This window comes from Amycolatopsis thermalba (assembly GCF_023376025.1).
GTDB lineage: Bacteria > Actinomycetota > Actinomycetes > Mycobacteriales > Pseudonocardiaceae > Amycolatopsis_E > Amycolatopsis_E thermalba.
The window spans coordinates 40,673-60,319 of sequence record NZ_CP091196.1 but is presented as its reverse complement, the minus strand read 5'-3'; the positions used below and the strand labels follow the sequence as shown (position 1 = coordinate 60,319).

General features: G+C 71.1%; 18 protein-coding genes. 15 read left to right on the top strand and 3 right to left on the bottom strand.

Annotated features, from left to right (window positions below):
• The first annotated feature begins 375 nt into the window (after nucleotides 1-375).
• On the top strand, nucleotides 376-2,331 hold the full coding sequence (locus L1857_RS00260) for a DNA polymerase III subunit gamma and tau (protein WP_429727716.1): 1,956 nt from the start codon (nucleotides 376-378) through the stop codon (nucleotides 2,329-2,331).
• Between the two features lie 582 nt (nucleotides 2,332-2,913).
• Here L1857_RS00260 and L1857_RS00255 read toward each other — a convergent pair.
• Nucleotides 2,914-3,717, bottom strand: a complete 804-nt coding sequence (locus L1857_RS00255) for an N-acetylmuramoyl-L-alanine amidase (RefSeq protein WP_116113156.1) — start codon at nucleotides 3,715-3,717, stop codon at nucleotides 2,914-2,916.
• A 60-nt stretch (nucleotides 3,718-3,777) separates the two neighbouring features.
• Here L1857_RS00255 and L1857_RS00250 point away from each other — a divergent pair, with 60 nt between their 5' ends.
• The 9 genes from L1857_RS00250 to L1857_RS00210 all read left to right on the top strand — a co-directional run bounded on the left by L1857_RS00250 (nucleotide 3,778) and on the right by L1857_RS00210 (nucleotide 11,910).
• The gene (locus L1857_RS00250; RefSeq protein WP_026153601.1) at nucleotides 3,778-4,146 is read left to right on the top strand and encodes a YbaB/EbfC family nucleoid-associated protein; all 369 of its coding nucleotides are present in this window, start codon (nucleotides 3,778-3,780) and stop codon (nucleotides 4,144-4,146) included.
• A gap of 9 nt (nucleotides 4,147-4,155) precedes the next feature.
• On the top strand, nucleotides 4,156-4,752 hold the full coding sequence (gene recR / locus L1857_RS00245; RefSeq protein ID WP_017985548.1) for a recombination mediator RecR: 597 nt from the start codon (nucleotides 4,156-4,158) through the stop codon (nucleotides 4,750-4,752).
• 2 nt (nucleotides 4,753-4,754) lie between these two features.
• On the top strand, nucleotides 4,755-5,324 hold the full coding sequence (locus tag L1857_RS00240) for a uridine kinase family protein (protein ID WP_116113158.1): 570 nt from the start codon (nucleotides 4,755-4,757) through the stop codon (nucleotides 5,322-5,324).
• A gap of 138 nt (nucleotides 5,325-5,462) precedes the next feature.
• On the top strand, nucleotides 5,463-7,127 hold the full coding sequence (locus tag L1857_RS00235) for an ABC transporter substrate-binding protein (protein WP_205413358.1): 1,665 nt from the start codon (nucleotides 5,463-5,465) through the stop codon (nucleotides 7,125-7,127).
• Between the two features lie 67 nt (nucleotides 7,128-7,194).
• On the top strand, nucleotides 7,195-8,199 hold the full coding sequence (locus L1857_RS00230; RefSeq protein WP_094006325.1) for an ABC transporter permease: 1,005 nt from the start codon (nucleotides 7,195-7,197) through the stop codon (nucleotides 8,197-8,199).
• Nucleotides 8,196-9,122, top strand: coding sequence for an ABC transporter permease (locus tag L1857_RS00225; protein WP_094006324.1), 927 nt, complete (start codon nucleotides 8,196-8,198; stop codon nucleotides 9,120-9,122). The genes L1857_RS00230 and L1857_RS00225 overlap by 4 nt, the downstream gene beginning before the upstream one ends.
• 4 nt (nucleotides 9,123-9,126) lie before the next feature.
• Complete coding sequence (locus L1857_RS00220) at nucleotides 9,127-10,122, top strand: ABC transporter ATP-binding protein (protein ID WP_094006323.1); 996 nt, start codon at nucleotides 9,127-9,129, stop codon at nucleotides 10,120-10,122.
• Nucleotides 10,122-11,222, top strand: coding sequence for an ABC transporter ATP-binding protein (locus tag L1857_RS00215; protein ID WP_116113144.1), 1,101 nt, complete (start codon nucleotides 10,122-10,124; stop codon nucleotides 11,220-11,222). The genes L1857_RS00220 and L1857_RS00215 overlap by 1 nt, the downstream gene beginning before the upstream one ends.
• A gap of 52 nt (nucleotides 11,223-11,274) precedes the next feature.
• Nucleotides 11,275-11,910: a DedA family protein gene (locus tag L1857_RS00210; RefSeq protein WP_094006321.1), complete on the top strand. Its 636-nt coding sequence runs from the start codon at nucleotides 11,275-11,277 to the stop codon at nucleotides 11,908-11,910.
• Here the strand turns inward: L1857_RS00210 and L1857_RS00205 are convergent.
• Entirely contained in the window at nucleotides 11,874-12,773 is a 900-nt protein-coding gene (locus tag L1857_RS00205; protein ID WP_116113141.1) for an EamA family transporter, read from the bottom strand. The two genes, L1857_RS00210 and L1857_RS00205, sit on opposite strands and share 37 nt — an antisense overlap.
• A 71-nt stretch (nucleotides 12,774-12,844) precedes the next feature.
• On the opposite strand from L1857_RS00205, the gene L1857_RS00200 reads away from it, so the two are divergent.
• Together L1857_RS00200 and L1857_RS00195 are read left to right on the top strand one after the other, a co-directional pair.
• A complete protein-coding gene (locus tag L1857_RS00200; RefSeq protein WP_094006319.1) occupies nucleotides 12,845-13,750 on the top strand; it encodes a LysR family transcriptional regulator in 906 nt (301 codons plus the stop codon).
• A gap of 77 nt (nucleotides 13,751-13,827) precedes the next feature.
• A complete protein-coding gene (locus tag L1857_RS00195; protein ID WP_094006318.1) occupies nucleotides 13,828-14,313 on the top strand; it encodes a carboxymuconolactone decarboxylase family protein in 486 nt (161 codons plus the stop codon).
• 43 nt (nucleotides 14,314-14,356) lie between these two features.
• On the opposite strand, the gene leuA is transcribed toward L1857_RS00195, so the two are convergent.
• Nucleotides 14,357-16,132 (bottom strand): 2-isopropylmalate synthase, encoded by a 1,776-nt coding sequence (leuA, locus tag L1857_RS00190; protein WP_116113136.1) that lies wholly within the window; start codon nucleotides 16,130-16,132, stop codon nucleotides 14,357-14,359.
• Nucleotides 16,133-16,357: 225 nt separating this feature from the next.
• Between leuA and L1857_RS00185 the strand changes: the two genes are divergently transcribed.
• From L1857_RS00185 to L1857_RS00175, 3 genes are all read left to right on the top strand, one after another.
• Entirely contained in the window at nucleotides 16,358-16,741 is a 384-nt protein-coding gene (locus tag L1857_RS00185) for a hypothetical protein (RefSeq protein WP_116113133.1), read from the top strand.
• A gap of 108 nt (nucleotides 16,742-16,849) precedes the next feature.
• Complete coding sequence (lanKC, locus tag L1857_RS00180; protein WP_116113130.1) at nucleotides 16,850-19,432, top strand: class III lanthionine synthetase LanKC; 2,583 nt, start codon at nucleotides 16,850-16,852, stop codon at nucleotides 19,430-19,432.
• 32 nt (nucleotides 19,433-19,464) lie between these two features.
• Nucleotides 19,465-19,614 (top strand): SapB/AmfS family lanthipeptide, encoded by a 150-nt coding sequence (locus L1857_RS00175; protein ID WP_094006314.1) that lies wholly within the window; start codon nucleotides 19,465-19,467, stop codon nucleotides 19,612-19,614.
• The last annotated feature ends 33 nt before the right edge of the window (nucleotides 19,615-19,647 follow it).

Below are 19,647 nucleotides of genomic sequence, written 5' to 3'. Positions count from 1 at the left end.
GCGGGCGCTGGGCGCGTTGGGTGGGGACCAGCGCGTCGGCTTCCTTTCGGGTGCTTTGCTGCCTGTCTCGCCGCCTGCGTGTCGCCGTCTCACCGCTGGGTTGGCTCGCTGCCTGGCTGCTGGGCTGTCTGACTGTCGACCCCGCCTGGGGGCCTCGCCGTCTCGCCGCTGGGCCGACTCGCTGCCTGGCCGCTGGGCTATCTCGGCTCGCGGTCTCGCTGCTGGCTGCCGGTTCGCCTCTGCCTCCTTGCCTCTCTAGCTCGCTCCAGGTGCCCTCGTGGCTTGGGCCTTCGCTCCGCGGCCTTCCTCCCTGGTGTCTCCTTCGGCGCCGTGGGCTGAGCCTGGCTTGTCGGTGGGTGCCGGTACTCTCGCGTCGTGGCTCTGGCTCTCTACCGCAAGTACCGTCCGGCGACCTTCGCCGAGGTCGTCGGGCAGGAGCACGTCACCGAACCGCTGCGCGCCGCCCTCACCGCGGGCCGCATCAACCACGCGTACCTGTTCTCCGGGCCGCGCGGCTGCGGCAAGACCTCCAGCGCGCGCATCATGGCCCGCTCGCTGAACTGCGTCGAAGGCCCGACCCCCGACCCGTGCGGCAAGTGCGACTCGTGCCGTGCGCTGGCGCCCGAGGGGCCGGGCAGCATCGACGTCACCGAACTCGACGCGGCCAGCCACGGTGGTGTCGACGACGCCCGCGAGCTGCGTGACCGCGCCTTCTACGCGCCGGCCGAATCGCGCTACCGGGTGTTCATCATCGACGAGGCGCACATGGTCACCACGCAGGGCTTCAACGCCCTGCTGAAGATCGTCGAAGAGCCGCCAGAGCACCTGATCTTCATCTTCGCCACCACCGAGCCGGACAAGGTGCTGCCCACCATCCGGTCGCGGACCCACCACTACCCGTTCCGGCTGATCCCGCCCAGCGCGATGCGGGACCTGCTGGAGCGCAACGTCGCGGCCGAGGGCATCCACGTCGACCCGGCCGTGTACCCGCTGGTGATCCGCGCGGGCGGCGGTTCGGCGCGCGACACGCAGTCGGTGCTGGACCAGCTGCTGGCCGGCGCGGGCCCGGACGGCGTGACCTACGACCGGGCCATCTCGCTGCTCGGCGTCACCGACTCGGCCCTGATCGACGACATGATCGACGGCTTGGCCGCGGACGATTCGGCCGCGGTGTTCGGCACGGTCGAGCGGCTGGTCGAGGCCGGGCACGAGCCGCGCCGCTTCGCGAGCGACCTGCTCGACCGGCTGCGCGACCTCGTGCTGTTGCGGTCGGTCCCGGACGCGGCGGCGCGCAACCTGGTGTCGGCGCCCGCGGACGAGCTGGACCGCATGACGGCGCAGGCCGAGCGCGCCGGCCTGGCGACGCTGACCCGGTACGCGGAGATCGTGCACAACGGCCTGCTGGAGATGCGGGGCGCGACCGCGCCGCGGCTGCTGCTGGAGCTGCTGTGCGCGCGGATGCTGCTGCCTTCGGCGTCGGAGAGCGAAGCGGCGGTGCTGCAGCGGCTGGAGCGCCTGGAGCGGCGGGTCACGGTGAGCGGCGGGGGAAGCCTGCCGGCCGCCGACGGGCAGGTCGCGGCCGCTCCTGAGCGGTTCCAGCGGCCTTCGCAGCGCGCTGCTCAGGCGCCCGCGCCCCCGGCCGCCGAGGCCGCTCCGGCGGCCGACGGGCCGTCGCGCCCGGCAGCCGAGGCCGCTGCCCGGCCGGCGCCGGAGGCACCGGCGCGCCGGGCCACGGAACCGAACGTCGCGCCGGAGCAGACGGCGCGCCCCGCCGGGGATGCCGCGCCGGAGGCGCCGGTGCGTCGCCCCACCGAGCCGGCGGCTCCAGAGCCTGCTGACGCGGCGCCCGCGCCGGGCGGGATCGATGCGGCCGCGATCCGGCGGGTGTGGCCGGACCTGCTGTCCGCCATCCGCAAGACCAGCCGCAGCACCGAGGCGATGATGATCAACGCCACGGTGCAGAGCGTGGAGGGTTCGCTGGTCGTGCTGGCGCACAGCGCGGAGCCCCTCGCGCGGCGGTTGTCGGAGCCGCGCAACGCGGACTTCATCGCCGGCGCGCTGCACGAGGTGCTCGGCGGAACGTGGCAGGTGCGGTGCGTGCACGGCGGCGGCGGAGGCGGCGGCTCAGCCCGCCGCGACGGCCCGGGCCCGCGCCCGAACCCGCCCCAGCGCGAGGCCCCGCAGCAGCAACAGCGGACCTTCCAGCGCCCGGCCCCGGCCCCCCAGGCCGCCCCGCCACCACCCGAGCCGGCCCCGCGAGCCCCGAAACCACCCCCGGAGCCCGCCGACGACATCCCCTCCCGCCCGAGCCGGACGACGAGGAAGCCATGATGGCCGAGGCGGGCGGCCCCGTGCCGGACAGCGCGCCCGCCCCGCAGAACGACCCGGAGGAGCTGGCGCGCCGCCTGCTGGCCGAGCACCTGGGCGCCCAGCCGATCGACTGACCGCCCGGCGCGGGGAGCTGGCTGCCTGCTGGCGGGTGTTGGAGCCCGAGCCGATGGGCTGATGCGCGCGGTGAGCTGGGGAGCTGGTGGGCCCGCCTGCTAAGCGGGACGTTGGAGTCCGAGCTGATGTGCGCGGGGAACTGGCGCGCCGCCTGCTGGCCGAGCACCTGGGCGCCCAGCCGATCGACTGACCGCCCGGCAACGCACCTCCGCCCAGTACGAAGATCCCCGCCACCGCGCCGAACGCGGCGCAGTGGAGTGGAACTGGACAGCGCGAGCGCAGAACTCGCGCGCCGGAACGTGGAACTCGCGCACCGGAGCGTGGGACTCGCGCACCGGAGCGTGGGACTCGCGCGCGGGAAGGTGGGACTCGCGCGCCCCGCGAGTTCCACGCTCGGGCGGGCGAGTCCCACCCTCGGGGGCGTGAGTTCTGCGCTTGGGGGCGTGAGTTCTGCGTTTGGGGGTGCGGTCAGAAACCTCCGTGCTGCCTCAGGAACGACACCACCCCGGCGGCGATTCCCGCCGCGTACCGCTGTCGGCCGTCCACACTGGACAACACAGCGGCCTCCGCCGGGTTTCGCATGTTTCCGCACTCCACCAGGACCGCCGGCCGCTCCGAGAGGTTCAACCCGGCGAGGTCGTCGCGAGGTGCCAAGCCCTCCGCGCCCAGGTAGTTCGACACCGGGAAACCGCCCGACGACAGTCCCGCGCGCACGGCCTCCGCCAGCGCCACCGACGGCCCGCCCTGCGCCTCGTTCAGCGGTGGGCTCGAGTACGCGACGTGGAACCCCCGGGCCCCGGCCACCGTCGAGCCGTCCGCGTGGATCGACACCACCGCGGCCGCGCCGGCGCGGTTGCCGACCGCCGCTCGTTCGTCCACGCACGGGCCGACCCCGGAATCGTCCGGGCGCGTGTAGATCACCCGCACCCCCCGCGCCGTCAACAACGCACCCACCCGCTGCGCGACATCCCAGTTGAACGCGTGCTCCGCATACCCCCGGTCGGTCGCGGTGCCCGTCGTGTTGCACGGTTTCGTCCTGCCGCGTCCGGCCGGCACCGGCGCGTTGATCACGTCCGGCCGCCGCGCGTTGCCGCCGTTGTGCCCGGGGTCCAGCACCACCGTCACCGGCTCACGCGCGGCCGACGACGACACCGGCGAAGCACCGGACGACACCCGGGCCACCCCGGACGGCACCGGCCCGGGCGACGAGCACCCCGCGACCAGCAGCACCCCGCTCAGCACCAACCCCACCAGACTGCGCACGGCGAACACGGTCCCACAGCCGGCCGAGCTACGCTGGGACCCACAGGACAGGACGACGAAACGGGGATCATGGTGCAACCCGGCGGTGGAATGCCCGACATGCAGGCCATCCTGCAGCAGGCGCAGCAGATGCAGCAGCAGCTCGTCGCCGCGCAGGAGGAGCTCGCCCGCACCGAGGTGACCGGCACGTCCGGCGGCGGCCTGGTCAAGGCGACCGTCACCGGCGGCATGGAGCTGAAGTCCCTGCAGATCGACCCCAAGGCGGTCGACCCGGAGGACACCGAGACGCTCGCCGACCTGGTGGTCGCCGCGGTGCGCGACGCGATGAGCAGCGCGCAGAAGCTCACCGAGGAGAAGCTCGGCCCGGTCGCCGGCGCCCTCGGCGGCGGTGGCGGCATGCCCGACCTCGGCGGACTCGGTCTGCCCGGCCTGAAGTAGCGGGCCCCGTTGTACGAAGGGGTAGTCCAGGACCTGATCGACGAGCTGGGACACCTGCCCGGCATCGGTCCGAAGAGCGCGCAGCGGATCGCGTTCCACCTGCTCGCCGCCGACCCGGCGGACATCGCCCGGCTGCAGGACGTGCTCGGCAAGGTCCGCGAGGGCGTGCAGTTCTGCGAGATCTGCGGCAACGTCTCCGAACAGCAGCAGTGCCGCATCTGCCGGGACGCCCGGCGCGACACGTCGCTGATCTGCGTGGTCGAGGAACCCAAGGACGTGCTCGCGGTCGAGCGCACCCGCGAGTTCAAGGGCCGCTACCACGTGCTGGGCGGCGCGCTCGACCCGCTGTCCGGCATCGGCCCGGACCAGCTGCGCATCCGCGAGCTGCTGGCCCGGCTCGGCGCGGAACAGGTCACCGAGGTGATCATCGCGACCGACCCGAACACCGAGGGCGAGGCCACCGCGACCTACCTGGTGCGGATGCTGCGGGACTTCCCCGGCCTGACCGTCACCCGGCTGGCGTCCGGCCTGCCCATGGGCGGCGACCTCGAATTCGCCGACGAGCTGACCCTCGGCCGCGCCCTCTCCGGCCGCCGCGCCCTTTGACGCTGGTCGACGACGTACTGGCCGGCCCGCACCGCTATGGGCGGGTCCGGCTGGTCGCCGTCGACGGCCCCTCCGGCGCCGGCAAGACCACCTTCGCCGGGAAACTCGTCGAAACCTTCCGCGCGCGCGGCGCGAAAACCGCGCTCGTCGCCACCGACCACTACGCCACCTGGGACGACCCGGTCGCCTGGTGGCCGCGGCTCGTCGCCGAGGTCCTCGATCCGCTCGCCGCGGGCCGCCCCGCCACCTACCGACCACTGGACTGGACCACCGGCGAGCCGCGCCCCGGACCGGTCCGCGCGGTTCACCCGGTCGACGTAGTCGTCCTGGAGGGCGTGTCCGCCGGCCGTGCCTCGATCCGGCCCCGCCTGTCCGCCCTGTGCTGGGTCCCCGGACCGGACCCGGAAACTCGGCTCGAACGGGCAGTCTCCCGGGACGGGGAGGGCATCCGCGGCCCGCTGACCGCGTGGCAGAAGTTCGAGTGTGGTTGGTTCGCCGTTGACCTTACTTCCGAACACGTACACCCGAACGGCCTAGTACTTTCGTCCGCTCTCACGCAAAGTGACCACTGAACGTAACCTCGTAAGCCAAATGTGAGCGTCCGTCCGGTCTTACGTAGCGCGATCGTAACCTCACGCGCTTAACGAAATCCCACCATGCGGACTAGGGTCGTCGATCACGTACCCGAACTTTCTCCTAGGAGTGCCACCATGCTCCCCACGCGGGCAGTTGGGTTGCGCCGCATAGCCCTGATCGGGCTTGCCGGCGCCCTCGCGGTCACGACAGCAGCCTGCGCTTCCGAGCGCGGCTCGGGTGACAGCGCCAGCGACACCTTCATCTTCGGCGCGGCCGGTGCCCCGAAGAACTTCGATCCGCTCTTCAACGACGACGGCGAGAGTTTCCGCCCCGCGCGCCAGATGTACGACACCCTGGTCACCTACAAGCCGGGCACCACCGAGCTGCAGGGCGGCCTGGCCACCGCCTGGACGCCCAGCAACAACAACACGACCTGGACGTTCACCCTGCGCCAGGGCGTCAAGTTCCACGACGGCACCCCCTTCAACGCCGCGGCGGTCTGCTTCAACTTCGACCGCTGGTACAACATGAAGGGCGCCGCCGCCCAGAGCCAGATGATCTACTACGGCGACGTCTTCGAGGGCTTCGCCACCAACGAGGGCGACATCAGCGGCGACCCGGTCTACAAGAACTGCGAGGCCAAGGACGAGCACACCGCCGTCCTCAACCTCAACAAGGCCAAGGGCGCCTTCCCGGACGCGTTCGGCCTGACCTCGCTGTCCATGTCCAGCCCGGACGCGCTGAAGAAGTACAACGCCGACACCGTCACGCAGAGCGGGGAGGCGTTCACCTACTCCGAGTACGCCACCGCTCACCCGACCGGCACCGGGCCGTACAAGTTCGAGAGCTTCGACAAGGCCAACAACACGATCACCCTGGTCCGCAACGAGGACTACTGGGGCGAGAAGGCCAAGACAGCCAAGCTGATCTTCAAGATCATCCCGGACGAGAACGCCCGCAAGCAGGAGCTCGCGGCCGGCACCATCGACGGCTACGACTACCCGAGCCCGGCGGACTACAACTCGCTCAAGCAGGCCGGTGACCAGGTCCTGATCCGGCCCGCGTTCAACATCCTGTACCTGGGCATCAACCAGAAGAACAACCCGAAGCTGCAGGACGTGCGGGTCCGCAAGGCGATCGAGTTCGCGATCAACAAGGACCAGCTGGTCCGGAACCGGCTGCCGCAGGGTGCCTACGCGCAGGACCAGTTCCTGCCGAACAACGTGCCCGGCTACACCACCGCGGTGGAGAAGCACAGCTACAACGTCGACACCGCCCGGCAGCTGCTGGCCGAGGCCGGCGCGACCGACCTGACGCTGAACTTCTACGTCCCGACCGAGGTCACCCGGCCCTACATGCCGAACCCGGTGGACATCGCCGCGGCGATCACCGACGACCTGAAGGCGGCCGGCATCAAGGTCAACGTGGTGCAGGAGCCGTGGAACGGCGGGTACAAGGACTCCGTGCAGAAGGCGGGCAAGCACGACCTGCACCTGCTCGGCTGGACCGGTGACTACGCCGACGCGGGCAACTTCGTCGGCACGTTCTTCGGGCGCACCAAGCCGGAGTTCGGGTTCGACAACCCGCAGATCTTCGACGCGCTGTCCCACGCCGACGCCCAGACGACGCCGGAGACCAAGAAGGCGGCCTACGAGAGCGCCGGTGTGCTGATCTCGCAGTACGTCCCGGCGATCCCGATCTCGTCGTCCCCGCCGGCGATCGTGGTCCGGTCCGACGTCCAGGGCCTGATCCCGACCCCGCTGACCGACGAGCGCTTCTACACGGTCACCAAGGGCTGAGTTCCGCTGCCGACGGCGGGGAAGCGCGCCGCGCTTTCCCGCCGTGGCGCGGTGCTGAGGCAATCACATGCTCCGATTCGTGATTCGTCGGTTGCTGCAAGCGATCCCGACGCTCCTCGTGCTCTCCATCCTGGTCTTCGCCTGGCTCCGCCTGCTGCCCGGTGGCCCCGCCACCGCGTTGCTCGGCGACAAGGCGACGCCGGAGAAGATCGCGTCCCTGAACTCCGTGCTGGGCCTGGATCAACCGATCTTCGTCCAGTACTTCAAGTTCCTCGGCCGCGTTCTCACCGGTGACTTCGGCTCGTCCCTGATCAGCGGCGACACCGTGCTCGCCGAGATCGCCCGTGCCTTCCCCGCGACCGTCGAACTGTCGCTGGCCGCGCTGGTCCTCGCGGTCGGGTTCGGTATTCCGATGGGCTACCTCGCCGCGCGTCACCGGGGCCGGTTGCTGGACAACGCCACCGTCCTCACCACGCTGGTCGGTGTCGCGGTGCCGGTGTTCTTCTTCGGTGTGCTGCTCAAGTACGTGTTCGCGCAGAAGCTGGGCATCCTGCCGCCGTCCGGGCGCCAGGACGTCACCATCGACGCCACGCACATCACCGGGTTCTTCACCCTGGACGGGCTGCTCACCGGTGAGCTGGACGCCACCTGGGACGCGATCAAGCACCTGATCCTGCCCGCGATCGCGCTGGCCAGCATCCCGTTCGCGGTGATCGTGCGGATCACCCGCGCCTCGGTGCTGGACGTGCAGCAGGAGGACTTCGTGCGCACCGCGGAGTCCAAGGGCCTGACCACGGCGACGATCCGCCAGCGGCACGTGCTGCGCAACGCGCTCCTGCCGGTGTCGACGACGATCGGTCTGCAGACCGGTCTGCTGCTCGCCGGGGCCGTGCTCACCGAGAAGGTGTTCAACTGGAACGGCGTGGGCGCGCTGCTGGCGCAGGGCATCGAACGCCGCGACTACCCGCGGCTGCAGGCGTTGCTGCTGCTGGCCGCCGCGGTGTACGTCATCGTGAACCTCCTGGTCGACATCTCGTATGCGATCATCGATCCGAGGGTGCGGGTGCGATGACCTCCATGTTGCGGCGCAAGGCCGAACGCCTCGACGACCTCGCCGAATCCGGGGGCACCAGCCTCGCCAAGGACGCGGTCCGGCGGATGTCGCGCAGCCCGGTGGCGATCACCGGCGCGGTCATCACGGTCCTGTTCGTGCTGCTGGCGATCCTGTCCCCGTTCCTGGCACCGAAGAACCCCTACATCCCCTACGACGAGCTGCGCCTGAACCTGCGGCCGGACTTCATCCCCGGTCCGATGGACGGGTTCGTGCTCGGCAGCGACCACCGCGGGTACGACTTCTTCTCCCGCCTGCTGGTCGGCGCGCAGCAGACGCTGATCGTCGGTGTCGTCGCCACCCTGATCGGGCTGGCGGTCGGCATGGTCATCGGCGGTCTGGCCGGTGCGCTGGGCGGCTGGGTGGACACGCTGCTGATGCGGTTCACCGACATCCTGCTCGCGATCCCCTCGCTGCTGCTGGCGATCTCGGTGGCCGCGTTGTTCTCGCAAGGGACACAGTGGACGGTCATCATCGCGGTCGCGGTGGTGAGCGTGCCGGTCTTCGCGCGGCTGCTGCGCGGGGCGATGCTGTCGCAGAGATCCAGCGACCACGTGCTGGCGGCGACCGCGCTGGGTGTCCGGCGCAGCACGATCGTGTTCCGGCACATGCTGCCGAACGCGCTCGGGCCGGTGGTCGTGCAGGCCACGCTGACGCTGGCGACGTCGATCATCGACGTGGCGGCGCTGTCGTTCCTCGGCCTGGGGGACAACGATCCCAGTCGTGCCGAGTGGGGGCTGATGCTGGCCCAGGCCCAGAACCTGCTGGACGTCAAGCCGAGCCTGGCGTTCTACCCGGCCATCGCGATCGTGGTGGTGGCGCTGGGGTTCACGCTGCTCGGCGAGTCGCTGCGCGAGGCGCTCGACCCGAAGAACAGGCGGTAGCGCGTTGAGTCTCCTGCAAGTACGCGACCTGTCGGTCGTCTTCTCCCGCAAGGGAACCCGGCCGTTCACCGCGGTGGACGGGGTCAGTTTCGACGTCGAGCCGGGCCGCACGGTCGGTCTGGTCGGCGAGTCCGGCAGCGGCAAGTCGGTGACCGCGCTGGCGATCATGGGCCTGCTGCCCAAACGCGGCGCGAAGGTGACCGGCGAGGTCCGGTTCGAGGACACGGACCTGTTGCGGCTGTCCGACCGGCAGCTGCGCGACCGGCGCGGCCGCGACCTCGGCATGGTGTTCCAGGACCCGCTGTCGTCGCTGAACCCGGTGATCCCGATCGGTCTGCAGATCACCGAGGTGCTGGAACGGCACCGCAAGATGGACCGCAAGCAGGCCCGGGTCGAGGCCGCGGACCTGCTGGACCGCGTCGGCATCCCGGACCCGAACCGGCGGCTGTCGGAGTACCCGCACCAGCTCTCCGGCGGGATGCGCCAGCGCGCGCTCATCGCGATCGCGCTGGCCTGCCGTCCGCGGCTGCTGATCGCCGACGAGCCGACCACCGCGCTGGACGTGACGATCCAGGCGCAGATCCTGGCGCTGCTGTCCGAACTGGTGCGCGACACCGGCACCGCGCTGATCATGATCACGCACGACCTCGGCGTGGTCGCCGGGCTGTGCGACGAGGTCAACGTCATGTACGGCGGCCGGGTGGTCGAGCGGGCGGAGCGGCACGCGTTGTTCGCCTCCGCCCGGCACCCCTACACGCACGGGCTGCTCGCGTCGATCCCGCGGCTGGACGCGCCGCGCGGCGAGAAGCTGGTGCCGATCAAGGGGTCGGTCGCCGACAACATCCCGTGGTCGCAGGGGTGCGCGTTCGCGCCCCGCTGCCCGAACGCGCTCGACCTGTGCCGGGAGGTCACGCCGGAGCTCGAACCCGACGCGGACGGGATGTTGCGGTGCCACAATCCGGTGGGCCGTCCGGTCCCGGCGGGCGAGGGGGTGCGTTGATGTCCGAACCGCTGGTGCGCGTGGAAGGCCTGCAGGTGCACTTCCCGATCAAGCGGGGTCTGGTGCTGGACCGCACGGTCGGGCACGTCTACGCCGTCGACGGGGTCGACCTGGAGATCCAGCGCGGCGAGACCTACGGCCTGGTCGGCGAGTCCGGCTGCGGCAAGACGACGCTGGGCCGCAGCCTGCTGCGGCTGGTGGAGCCGACCGGTGGGCGCGCCGTGTTCGACGGGACCGACCTGTCCACGCTCAAGGGCGAGTCGCTGCGGAAGATGCGGCGGCGGATGCAGATGGTGTTCCAGGACCCGCTGTCCAGCCTCGACCCGCGGCAGTCGGTCGAGTCGATCCTCATCGAGGGCATGCGGGCGCACGGCCTGGACCGGGACCGGGACAGCACGCGCAAGCGGTTGCGTGAGCTGCTCAACGCGGTCGGCCTGCCGGAGAGTTCGCTGCGGAAGTACCCGCACGAGTTCTCCGGCGGGCAGCGCCAGCGCATCGGCATCGCGCGGGCGCTGGCGGTGGAGCCGGACCTGATCGTCGCCGACGAGCCGGTGTCCGCGCTGGACGTGTCCGTGCAGGCGCAGGTGATCAACCTGCTGGAGGAGCTGCAGGACTCGCTGGGCCTGACCTACCTGGTGATCGCCCACGACCTGGCGGTCGTCCGGCACATCTCCGACCGGATCGGCGTGATGTACCTGGGCTCGCTGGTCGAGGAGACCGACTCGGAGACCCTGTACGCCGAGCCGCTGCACCCGTACACGCGGGCGCTGCTGTCGGCGATCCCGGTGCCGGACCCGGTCGTCGAGGACAGCCGGGAGCAGATCCTGCTGGCCGGAGACCTGCCCTCGCCCGCCAATCCGCCGTCGGGCTGCCGGTTCCACACCCGCTGCCCGTGGCGGCAGGAGACCAAGTGCGACACCGAGCGGCCCGCGCTGCGGGAACTCGGCGCCGGGCACCGGGTCGCCTGCCACTGGGCGGAGGACATCCAGGCCGGCCGGATCACCCCGCACGAGGTGAAACCGGAATTGGTCGCGGCGCAAACATCACCCGATGCGGCGGTTCCGCAGGCCGCTTCCGTGGCCGAAATGCTGGAGCCCTGACCAGGGGTACCCTGGCGGCAATTCCGCCGGGGTACCCGAGGGGGCTTTTTTCGTGCACATCGACGCGTGGCTGGAGACCATTCCGCCGCTGGCCGTCTACCTCGCGGTCGGGCTGGTGATCGGCTGCGAAAGCCTGGGCATCCCGTTGCCGGGAGAGATCGTGCTGGTCAGCGCGGCTCTCCTGGCCTCGCACCACGACGGCCTGAACCCCTGGCTGATCGGTGCCCTCGGCAGCGGGGGCGCCATCGCCGGGGACAGCATCGGTTACCTCATCGGGCGGAAGGGCGGCCGTCGCCTGTTCGACTGGGCCGGGCGGAAATTCCCCCGGCATTTCGGTCCGTCGCATGTGGCCGCCGCTGAGCGAATGTTCCGGAAACGGGGGATGTGGGCGGTTTTCTTCGGCCGTTTCGTCGCTATTCTGCGCATTCTGTGCGGTCCGCTCGCCGGGTCGCTGCACATGCACTACCCGCGGTTCCTGCTCGCCAACGCGCTCGGCGGGATCGTCTGGGCGGGCGGCACGACGGCGCTGGTGTACTCGCTCGGCGTGGTCGCGGAGAAGTGGCTGTCCCGGTTCTCCTACCTCGGGCTGGCGATCGCCGTCGTGCTGGGCGTGGTCATCAGCCTGGTGATCAAGAAGCGGATGGGCCGCCGTCACGAGGAGACGAGCAGCGCCTCGGCCGAGCGCTGACGTCTGGGCAGCGAGCCGAACAGCACACCGGCCACCACGACCAGGCCGGCCAGCACCTCGACCAGCGCCGGGGTCTCGTCGAGCACGAAGAACGCCGCGGACATCCCGACGACCGGCACGAGCAGTGAGAACGGCGCGACCACGTTGGCCGGGTTGCGGCGCATGAGCACGGTCCAGACGCTCGACCCGAGGACCGTGCCGACCAGCACGACGTAGCTGAACCCGGCCAGGCCGAGCAGGCCCTCGCCGGTGCCGAGCGTCGCCAGCGAGTGCCACTGCACGGCCGGGCCCTCGAAGATCGTGGACAGGGCGAACATCGGGATCGGCGGGATCACCGACATCCACAGCGTGAAGTGGATCGGGTTCTCCGGCCTGGCTTGGCGGGAGCAGAGGTTGCCCGCGGCCCAGCACAGCGCGCCGAGCAGGGTGAGCACGACCGGCATGAGCACGGCGTTCTCCGCGCGGTGCCAGGCGATCACGCCCATGCCGGCGACCGCGGCCAGGATGCCGGTCAGCTGGCGGGCGGACAGCGGTTCGCGCAGGAAGATCCCGCCGAGCAGGACGGTGAACGGCGCCGAGGCCTGCAACACCAGCGACGCCAGGCCGGTCGGCATGCCGTGGGTCAGCGCGAGGAACAGGAACGCGAACTGCCCGGTGCCGAACCCGAGCCCGAAGCCGAGCAGCCAGCGCAGCTTCACCTTCGGCCGCGGGATGAACAGGATCGTCGGGACCGCGATCACCGCGAAGCGCAGCGCCCCCGCGAAGAGCGGCGGGAAGTGGTCGAGCATCGGGTGCATCGCGATGAAGTTGAGGCCCCACAGGACGACGACGAACAGGGCGAGGAGACGGTCGCGAGTAGGCACTCACCCAGCTTGCCCGCCACAACTTTGAAGTACAATCGAGATTGTTTGCATCTACTGTGTAGTGTTGCTTCATGGATGTCGGGCGGCTTCGGGTGCTGCGCGAGTTCGCCGATCGCGGCAGCGTGACGGCCGCGGCGAAGGCGCTGCACTGCACGCCGTCGGCGGTGTCGCAGCAGCTCCGGGCGCTGCAGGCGGAGGTCGGGCTGGTGCTCACCGAACCGGCCGGGCGCGGGCTGCGGCTCACCGACGCGGGCCGGGCGCTGGTGGTGCGCGCGGACGAGGTCATCGCCGCGATGGACCGCGCCGAGGCCGAGATGGACGTGTTCCGCAGCCTGCCGCGCGGCCGGGTGCGGGTGGCGATCTTCCCGTCCGCCGCGCTGATGCTGCTGCCCGGGCTGCTGCACCGGTTCGCCGAGGTCGAGGGCCTGGACGTGGAGGTGCGCGACGTCGACATGACGCCGGCCGAGGTGCCGGAGCTGGTCGCCGACTTCGACATCGTCGTCACCCACCGGGACGAGCACGCGGAACCGTTCCCGTCCGCCCGGCTCGACGTGGTGCACCTGCTGCGCGAGCCGTTGGACGTCGCGCTGCCGCTCGGCCACCGGCTCGCCCGGCGCCGCCGCGTGGACCTCACCGAGCTGGCCGGGGAGCAGTGGATCTCGGTGGACGTCGGCTTCCCGGTCGACGACGTGCTGCGGTCGCTGGCGGTGCGCACGGGGGTGCGGCCGCGGGTCAAGCAGCGGATCAACGACTTCCGGATCACCGAGGCGCTGGTCGCGGCCGGACACGGCATCGCGTTGCTGCCGCGCTACACGCTGGCCGGGACGTGGTCGCGGCGGATCGTGCGGCGGCCGCTGGCCGGCATCCGCGCGGCGCGGCTGATCGAGGCCGTCCTGCGCACCGGCGCCGGGACGCGCCCGCCGGTCGCCACGGTGCTGGAGCTGCTGCACGCCGAGGCGGCCGCGGTGACCACGTGACGACCGTCACTGTCACATCCGGGGCATGGCCGGTGCCTTGTGGTCGAAGCAGGAGCGACCACGAGGAGGACGAAGTGATGGAAACCCGGTTCAACCTGATGGCCAACGAGACCGGCGTGAAGCTGGCGAAGCGGTTCGCGGGGGTGGCTGCGGTGCTGCACTCGACGGAGTTGCCGCAGTCCACGCAGGAGCTGGTGTCGTTGCGGGCCAGCCAGATCAACGGGTGCGCGCCGTGCGTCGACATGCACACCAAGGAGGCCGCGGCCGCCGGGGAGACCGCGACGCGGCTCAACCTGGTCGCGGTCTGGCGCGAGGCGACGGTGTTCACCGAGGCCGAGCGGGCGGCGCTGGCGCTGGCCGAGGAGGGCACCCGCCTGGCCGACGCGCACCAGGGCGTGTCGGACGAGACGTGGGCGCAGGTGCGCAAGCACTACGACGACGACCAGACCGCCGCGCTCGTCACCCTGGTCGCGGTGATCAACGCGGCCAACCGGATGAACGTGATCGTTCGCAACCAGGGCGGCTCGTACCAGCCGGGAATGTTCTCCGCCGCGGCGAACTGAACGCAGAAGGCCGGCCGCTCCGGGGGAGCGGCCGGCCTTCGCGTCAGCGGTGGGCTCGGTTCACCGCGGAGACGACCGCCCGCAGCGACGCCGTCACGATGGACGGGTCGATGCCGATGCCCCAGAACACCTTGTCCCCGATGGCGCATTCGATGTACGAGGCCGCGCGGGCGTCGTCGCCCGGGGTGAGGGTGTGTTCGCTGTAGTCCAGCAGCCTCAGGTCGTACCCGACGGTGGACAGCGCGTCGAAGAACGCGGCGATCGGGCCGTTTCCGGAGCCGGTGATCTCCTGCTCCTCGCCGTCCACCCGCACCGTCGCGCGCAGCTGGTAGTCGCCGTTCGCGGTGACGTGCTGGCTGATCAGCTGCAGCGGCGACTGCGGCTCCAGGTACTCCTTCGCGAACGCGTCCCACATCGTGCGCGGGTCGACCTCGCCGCCCTCGCTGTCCGTGTAGCGCTGGATGACCTGCGAGAACTCGATCTGCAGCCGGCGCGGCAGGTCGAGCTGGTGCTCGGTCTTCATGATGTAGGCGACGCCGCCCTTGCCCGACTGCGAGTTGACCCGGATGACGGCCTCGTAGCTGCGGCCGACGTCCTTCGGGTCGATGGGCAGGTACGGCACCTCCCACGGGAACTCGTCCACCGGCACCCCGGCCTTCTCCGCGGCGCGGTGCAGCGCGTCGAAGCCCTTGTTGATCGCGTCCTGGTGGCTGCCGGAGAACGCGGTGAACACCAGGTCACCGCCCCACGGGGTGCGCTCGTGCACGGGCAGCTGGTTGCAGTACTCGACCGTGCGCTTGATCTCGTCGATGTCGGAGAAGTCGATCTGCGGGTCGATGCCCTGGCTGAACATGTTCATGCCCAGCGCGACCAGGTCCACGTTGCCGGTCCGCTCGCCGTTGCCGAACAGGCAGCCCTCGATGCGGTCCGCCCCGGCCTGGTAACCCAGCTCGGCGGCGGCGATGCCGGTGCCGCGGTCGTTGTGCGGGTGCAGTGACAGGATCACCGCGTCGCGGCGGTCCAGGTTGCGGCCCATCCACTCGATCGAGTCAGCGTAGACGTTCGGCGTCGCCATCTCCACGGTGGCCGGCAGGTTCAGGATGACCGGCCGCTCCGGGGTGGGCTGCCAGATGTCGGTGACCGCGTTGCACACCTCGGCCGCGTAGGACAGCTCGGTGCCGGTGTAGGACTCCGGCGAGTACTGGAAGCGGAAGTCGGTGTCGGAGTACTTCTGCGCGTACTCCACCACCAGGTCGGCGGCCTGCAGCGCGATCTTCTTGATGCCCTCGCGCTCTTCGCGGAACACCACGCGGCGCTGCAGGATCGAGGTCGAGTTGTAGATGTGCACGATCGCCTGCGGCGCGCCCTCCAGCGACTGGAAGGTGCGCTCGATCAGCTCGGGACGGCACTGGGTCAGCACCTGGATGCGCACGTCCTCGGGGATCGCGCCGTCCTCGATGATCTCGCGGACGAAGTCGAAGTCGGTCTGGCTCGCCGCCGGGAACCCGACCTCGATCTCCTTGTAGCCCATGCGTACGAGCAGCTCGAAGAACTTGCGCTTGCGGGCCGGCGACATGGGGTCGATCAGGGCCTGGTTGCCGTCACGCAGGTCCACCGCGCACCACAGCGGGGCGCGCTCGATGCGCTTGTCCGGCCAGGTGCGGTCGGGCAGCTCGATGTTCTCCACCAGCTTGTACCAGGGCTGGTAGCGGTGCACCGGCATGGAACTGCCGCGCTGCGGGTTCCACGCGGGCTGGTCGGCGGGGGCCGGACGCGACGGCTTGCGGATGCGGCTCACGGTGGGATCGGAGCTGGTCATTGCTGGGAAACTCTCCTGCCGGGTGATCGGGCGACCGGCGGCGTGACGAAGCCCCGCGACGGGGGGCCGGTCCGGATCAGGCCCCGTCGCGGCAGCGAAGCAGGAGAGCACGCGCCACGGATCCACTGTAGCCCGGTCGTGATGATGTTGAAAAGTGACCCGGTCGATACCCCCTCGGTTACTGGCAGGTAGCCAAGTGCGGCCGGGCGTGGGAAACTCTGCGGCATGGCCGAGCACGCCGAGAAGCGCAAGAGCGACGTCGACGAAGACGCGCCGCCGCGCCCCAAGCGGCAGGTGCCGTGGGGGCGCGTGAAGGACCAGACCGTGGGGCTCATCGCGGGGATCGTCCGCTGGGTCGGCCTGATCTTCGCGCTCATCCTGGTGCTGCACGTGATCTTCGTGGTCGGCGGCGCCAACCCGGACAACGGGATCGTCTCGTTCGTCCGCGACTGGTCCGACGGTCTGGCGCTGGGCTTCAAGGACCTGTTCGAGCCCACCGACGAGAAGCTGCGCGTCCTGGTGAACTACGGCATCGCGGCGCTCTTCTGGCTCGTGGTCTCGTCCATCGTCACCCGGATCGTCCGCCGCCTCGGCGGCAGCTCGGTGTGAATTTCGTTCGGGTTGAGCCGAAGCCGACCCTAAGCGGAGGTTAAGGCCACCGGAAGACCAGCCACCTAGCTTGTGCCCGGCGGTGCCGTGGCGACCAAGCGAGGTGGCATGGACGAGTACGAGCGATTCTGCATGGCCGACTCGTCGTTCTACGACGCCATGCACTCCGAGCGCACCGCCGGCCCGTCCTTCGCCACCGCGTACCGGGCCCTGCCCGACGGCTGGCGCCGGTACGAGCAGGACGACTGGTTCGTGCTCGACCCGGGCGCCACCGACCTGCCCGCCCAAGGGTGGAAGATCCACGTCTCCGCCACGCCGGGAAACGCCGGGAAGATCCTCGACGCGGTGTGGGACTACTGCGTGCCGCGGCGGATCGAGTTCAAGTTCCTGCGCTCGCCGGCCGCGCTGACCGCCCGGGTCTCGAAGTACGCGCCCCGCGGCTACAGCGGCAAGCTGGTGACGATCTACCCGCCGGATCTCGGCACGTGCGAGACGATCCTGCGTGAACTCGGCGAGACGCTCGACGGCGAACCGAACCCCTACATCCTGAGCGACCTGCGCTGGGGGCGCGGCCCGCTGTTCGTGCGCTACGGCGCGTTCGTCAACCGGTACATGGTCACCGACAACGGCGATGTGGTGCCGGCGATCGCGGACGCCGACGGCCGGCTGGTCCCGGACCGGCGCGGACCGGTGTTCCACGTGCCGCCGTGGGTGACGCTCCCCGATTTCCTCGCCCCGCACCTGGAAGCCCGCAACGCGGTCACCGTCGCCGGCCTGCCCTACACGATCGAGCGGGTCGTGCACTTCTCCAACGGCGGCGGGATCTACGTCGGCCGGGACAACCGCACCGGCGCCCAGGTGGTCCTCAAGGAGGGCCGCCCGCACGCGGGACTCGACGCGTGGGGCAACGACGCGGTGCGGCGCGTCGAGCACGAGCACGACGTCCTGCGGCGGCTGGCCGGCATCCCCGGGATCCCCGCCGTGCACGACCTGTTCTGGCTCGGTGAGCACCGGTTCCTGGTGATGGAGTACGTCGAGGGCGACGTGCTGGGCAAGGCGATCGTCCGGCGGTACCCGCTCATCGACCCGAGCGCCGGACCCGCGGACTACCGCGCGTTCACCGACTGGGCGATGGGGATCCAGCGGCAGATCGAGGAGACGATGCGCGCGGTGCACGAGCGCGGGATCGTCTACGGCGATCTGCACCTGTTCAACGTCATGGTGCGGGTGGACGACACGATCCGGCTGCTCGACTTCGAGGTGGCCGCCCCGGTCGAGGACGCGGTCCGGCCGGGCCTGGGCAACCAGGGGTTCGCCGCGCCGCGCAGCGTCACCGGATTCGACATCGACCGCTACGCGCTCGCGTGCCTGCGGCTGGCGCTGTTCCTGCCGATGACCTACCTGTTCGGCCTGCACCGGGTGAAGGCGCGGCAGTTCGCGGAGATCATCGCCGAGCACTTCCCGGTGCCGCGGCACCACCTCACCGAGGCGATCGACGTGATCGTGCCACCGGGGACCCCGCACCTGCCGCACCCGCGGATCGAACCGGACCCGGCGGACTGGCCGCGGCTGCGCGACGACCTGGCCCGCGCGATCGTGGCGAGCGCGACCCCCGAGCGCGACGACCGGCTCTTCCCCGGCGATCCCGAGCAGTTCGCCACCGGCGGCATCGGCCTGGCCCACGGCGCCGCCGGGGTGCTTTACGCGCTGTCCGCCACCGGCGCGGACCCCAGCCCCGCCTTCGCGAAGTGGCTCGTCGACCGGGCGACCAACCCGGCGAGCGGCACCCGGCTCGGCCTGTTCGACGGGCTGCACGGCGCTGCCTTCGCCCTGGACCACCTCGGGTACCGGCAGGAGGCGCTGGACGTCCTGGACATCTGCCTGCGCGAGAACTGGGCCGCACTCGGCCCGGACCTGGGCGGCGGGCTGGCCGGAGCCGGCCTGAACCTCCTGCACTTCGCCGGCCGCACCGGCGACCCCACCCTGCGGCAGGCCGCGCACCGGGCGGTGGAACTGGTCGCCGACCGGGTCGGCGACGCCGTCGACGGTCCGCGGGTCAGCGGCCGGGACGGCTCCTTCGCCGGCCTGATGCGCGGCGGCGCGGGCAAGGCGCTGCTGCTCCTGCGGGCCTACGACGACACCGGGGACACCGGCCTGCTCGACCGCGCCGCGATCGCGCTCCGGCAGGACCTGAGGCAGTGCGTCGTCCGCGACAGCGGCGCGATGGAGGTCGATGAGGGCTGGCGCACGATGCCCTACCTCGATGTCGGCAGCGTCGGCATCGGCCTGGTCCTCGACGAGTTCCTCGCGCGCCGGGACGACGCCGAATTCGCCGAGGCGAACCGCCGCATCCGGCTGGCCGCCCAGTCGCCGATGTACATCCTGCCCGGCCTGTTCTCCGGTCGCGCCGGGATCCTGCTCTACCTCGCCGGGCGCTCGCCCGACCCGCCGCGCGACCCGCCGGTCGCCCGGCAGGTGCGCGCGCTGGCCTGGCACGCGCTGCCCTTCGGCGGCGGCACGGCCTTCCCCGGCACCGGACTGCTGCGCCTGTCGATGGACCTCGCCACCGGCACCGCCGGGGTGCTCCTGGCGCTGGGGTCGGCGCTGGCCGATCCGCCGGTCCACCTGCCGCTGCTCGCGCCCGCCCGGGCCCCGCAGACCTCCGCGCCGGCAGTCGGCGCGGCAGGGTGATCCCCGTCCAACCCACTCTCCAAGGAGGAGAAATGGCCCTTCTCGATCTGCAAGGCATGGAAAGCGCGGCCCCGGAGCACGGCGGTGGCGGCAGCAGCGCGAGCGGCAAGAGCTGCCCGAGCAACCTGAGCGTCACCCTCTGTGGCGGCACCAGTGGCCTGAGCGTCCTGATCTGCCACTGACCCCGGGTGCAGCCGCGGTCCCGGACGACTGGC

What these genes read in the sequence shown, in the direction of transcription:
- L1857_RS00250 (WP_026153601.1), top strand. Translation starts at nt 3,778, where the DNA reads ATGGTGCAACCCGGCGGTGGAATGCCCGACATGCAGGCCATCCTGCAG.
- L1857_RS00235 (WP_205413358.1), top strand. Translation starts at nt 5,463, where the DNA reads ATGCTCCCCACGCGGGCAGTTGGGTTGCGCCGCATAGCCCTGATCGGG.
- L1857_RS00230 (WP_094006325.1), top strand. Translation starts at nt 7,195, where the DNA reads ATGCTCCGATTCGTGATTCGTCGGTTGCTGCAAGCGATCCCGACGCTC.
- L1857_RS00225 (WP_094006324.1), top strand. Translation starts at nt 8,196, where the DNA reads ATGACCTCCATGTTGCGGCGCAAGGCCGAACGCCTCGACGACCTCGCC.
- L1857_RS00215 (WP_116113144.1), top strand. Translation starts at nt 10,122, where the DNA reads ATGTCCGAACCGCTGGTGCGCGTGGAAGGCCTGCAGGTGCACTTCCCG.
- L1857_RS00200 (WP_094006319.1), top strand. Translation starts at nt 12,845, where the DNA reads ATGGATGTCGGGCGGCTTCGGGTGCTGCGCGAGTTCGCCGATCGCGGC.
- L1857_RS00195 (WP_094006318.1), top strand. Translation starts at nt 13,828, where the DNA reads ATGGAAACCCGGTTCAACCTGATGGCCAACGAGACCGGCGTGAAGCTG.
- leuA (WP_116113136.1), bottom strand. Translation starts at nt 16,132, where the DNA reads ATGACCAGCTCCGATCCCACCGTGAGCCGCATCCGCAAGCCGTCGCGT.
- L1857_RS00185 (WP_116113133.1), top strand. Translation starts at nt 16,358, where the DNA reads ATGGCCGAGCACGCCGAGAAGCGCAAGAGCGACGTCGACGAAGACGCG.
- lanKC (WP_116113130.1), top strand. Translation starts at nt 16,850, where the DNA reads ATGGACGAGTACGAGCGATTCTGCATGGCCGACTCGTCGTTCTACGAC.
- L1857_RS00175 (WP_094006314.1), top strand. Translation starts at nt 19,465, where the DNA reads ATGGCCCTTCTCGATCTGCAAGGCATGGAAAGCGCGGCCCCGGAGCAC.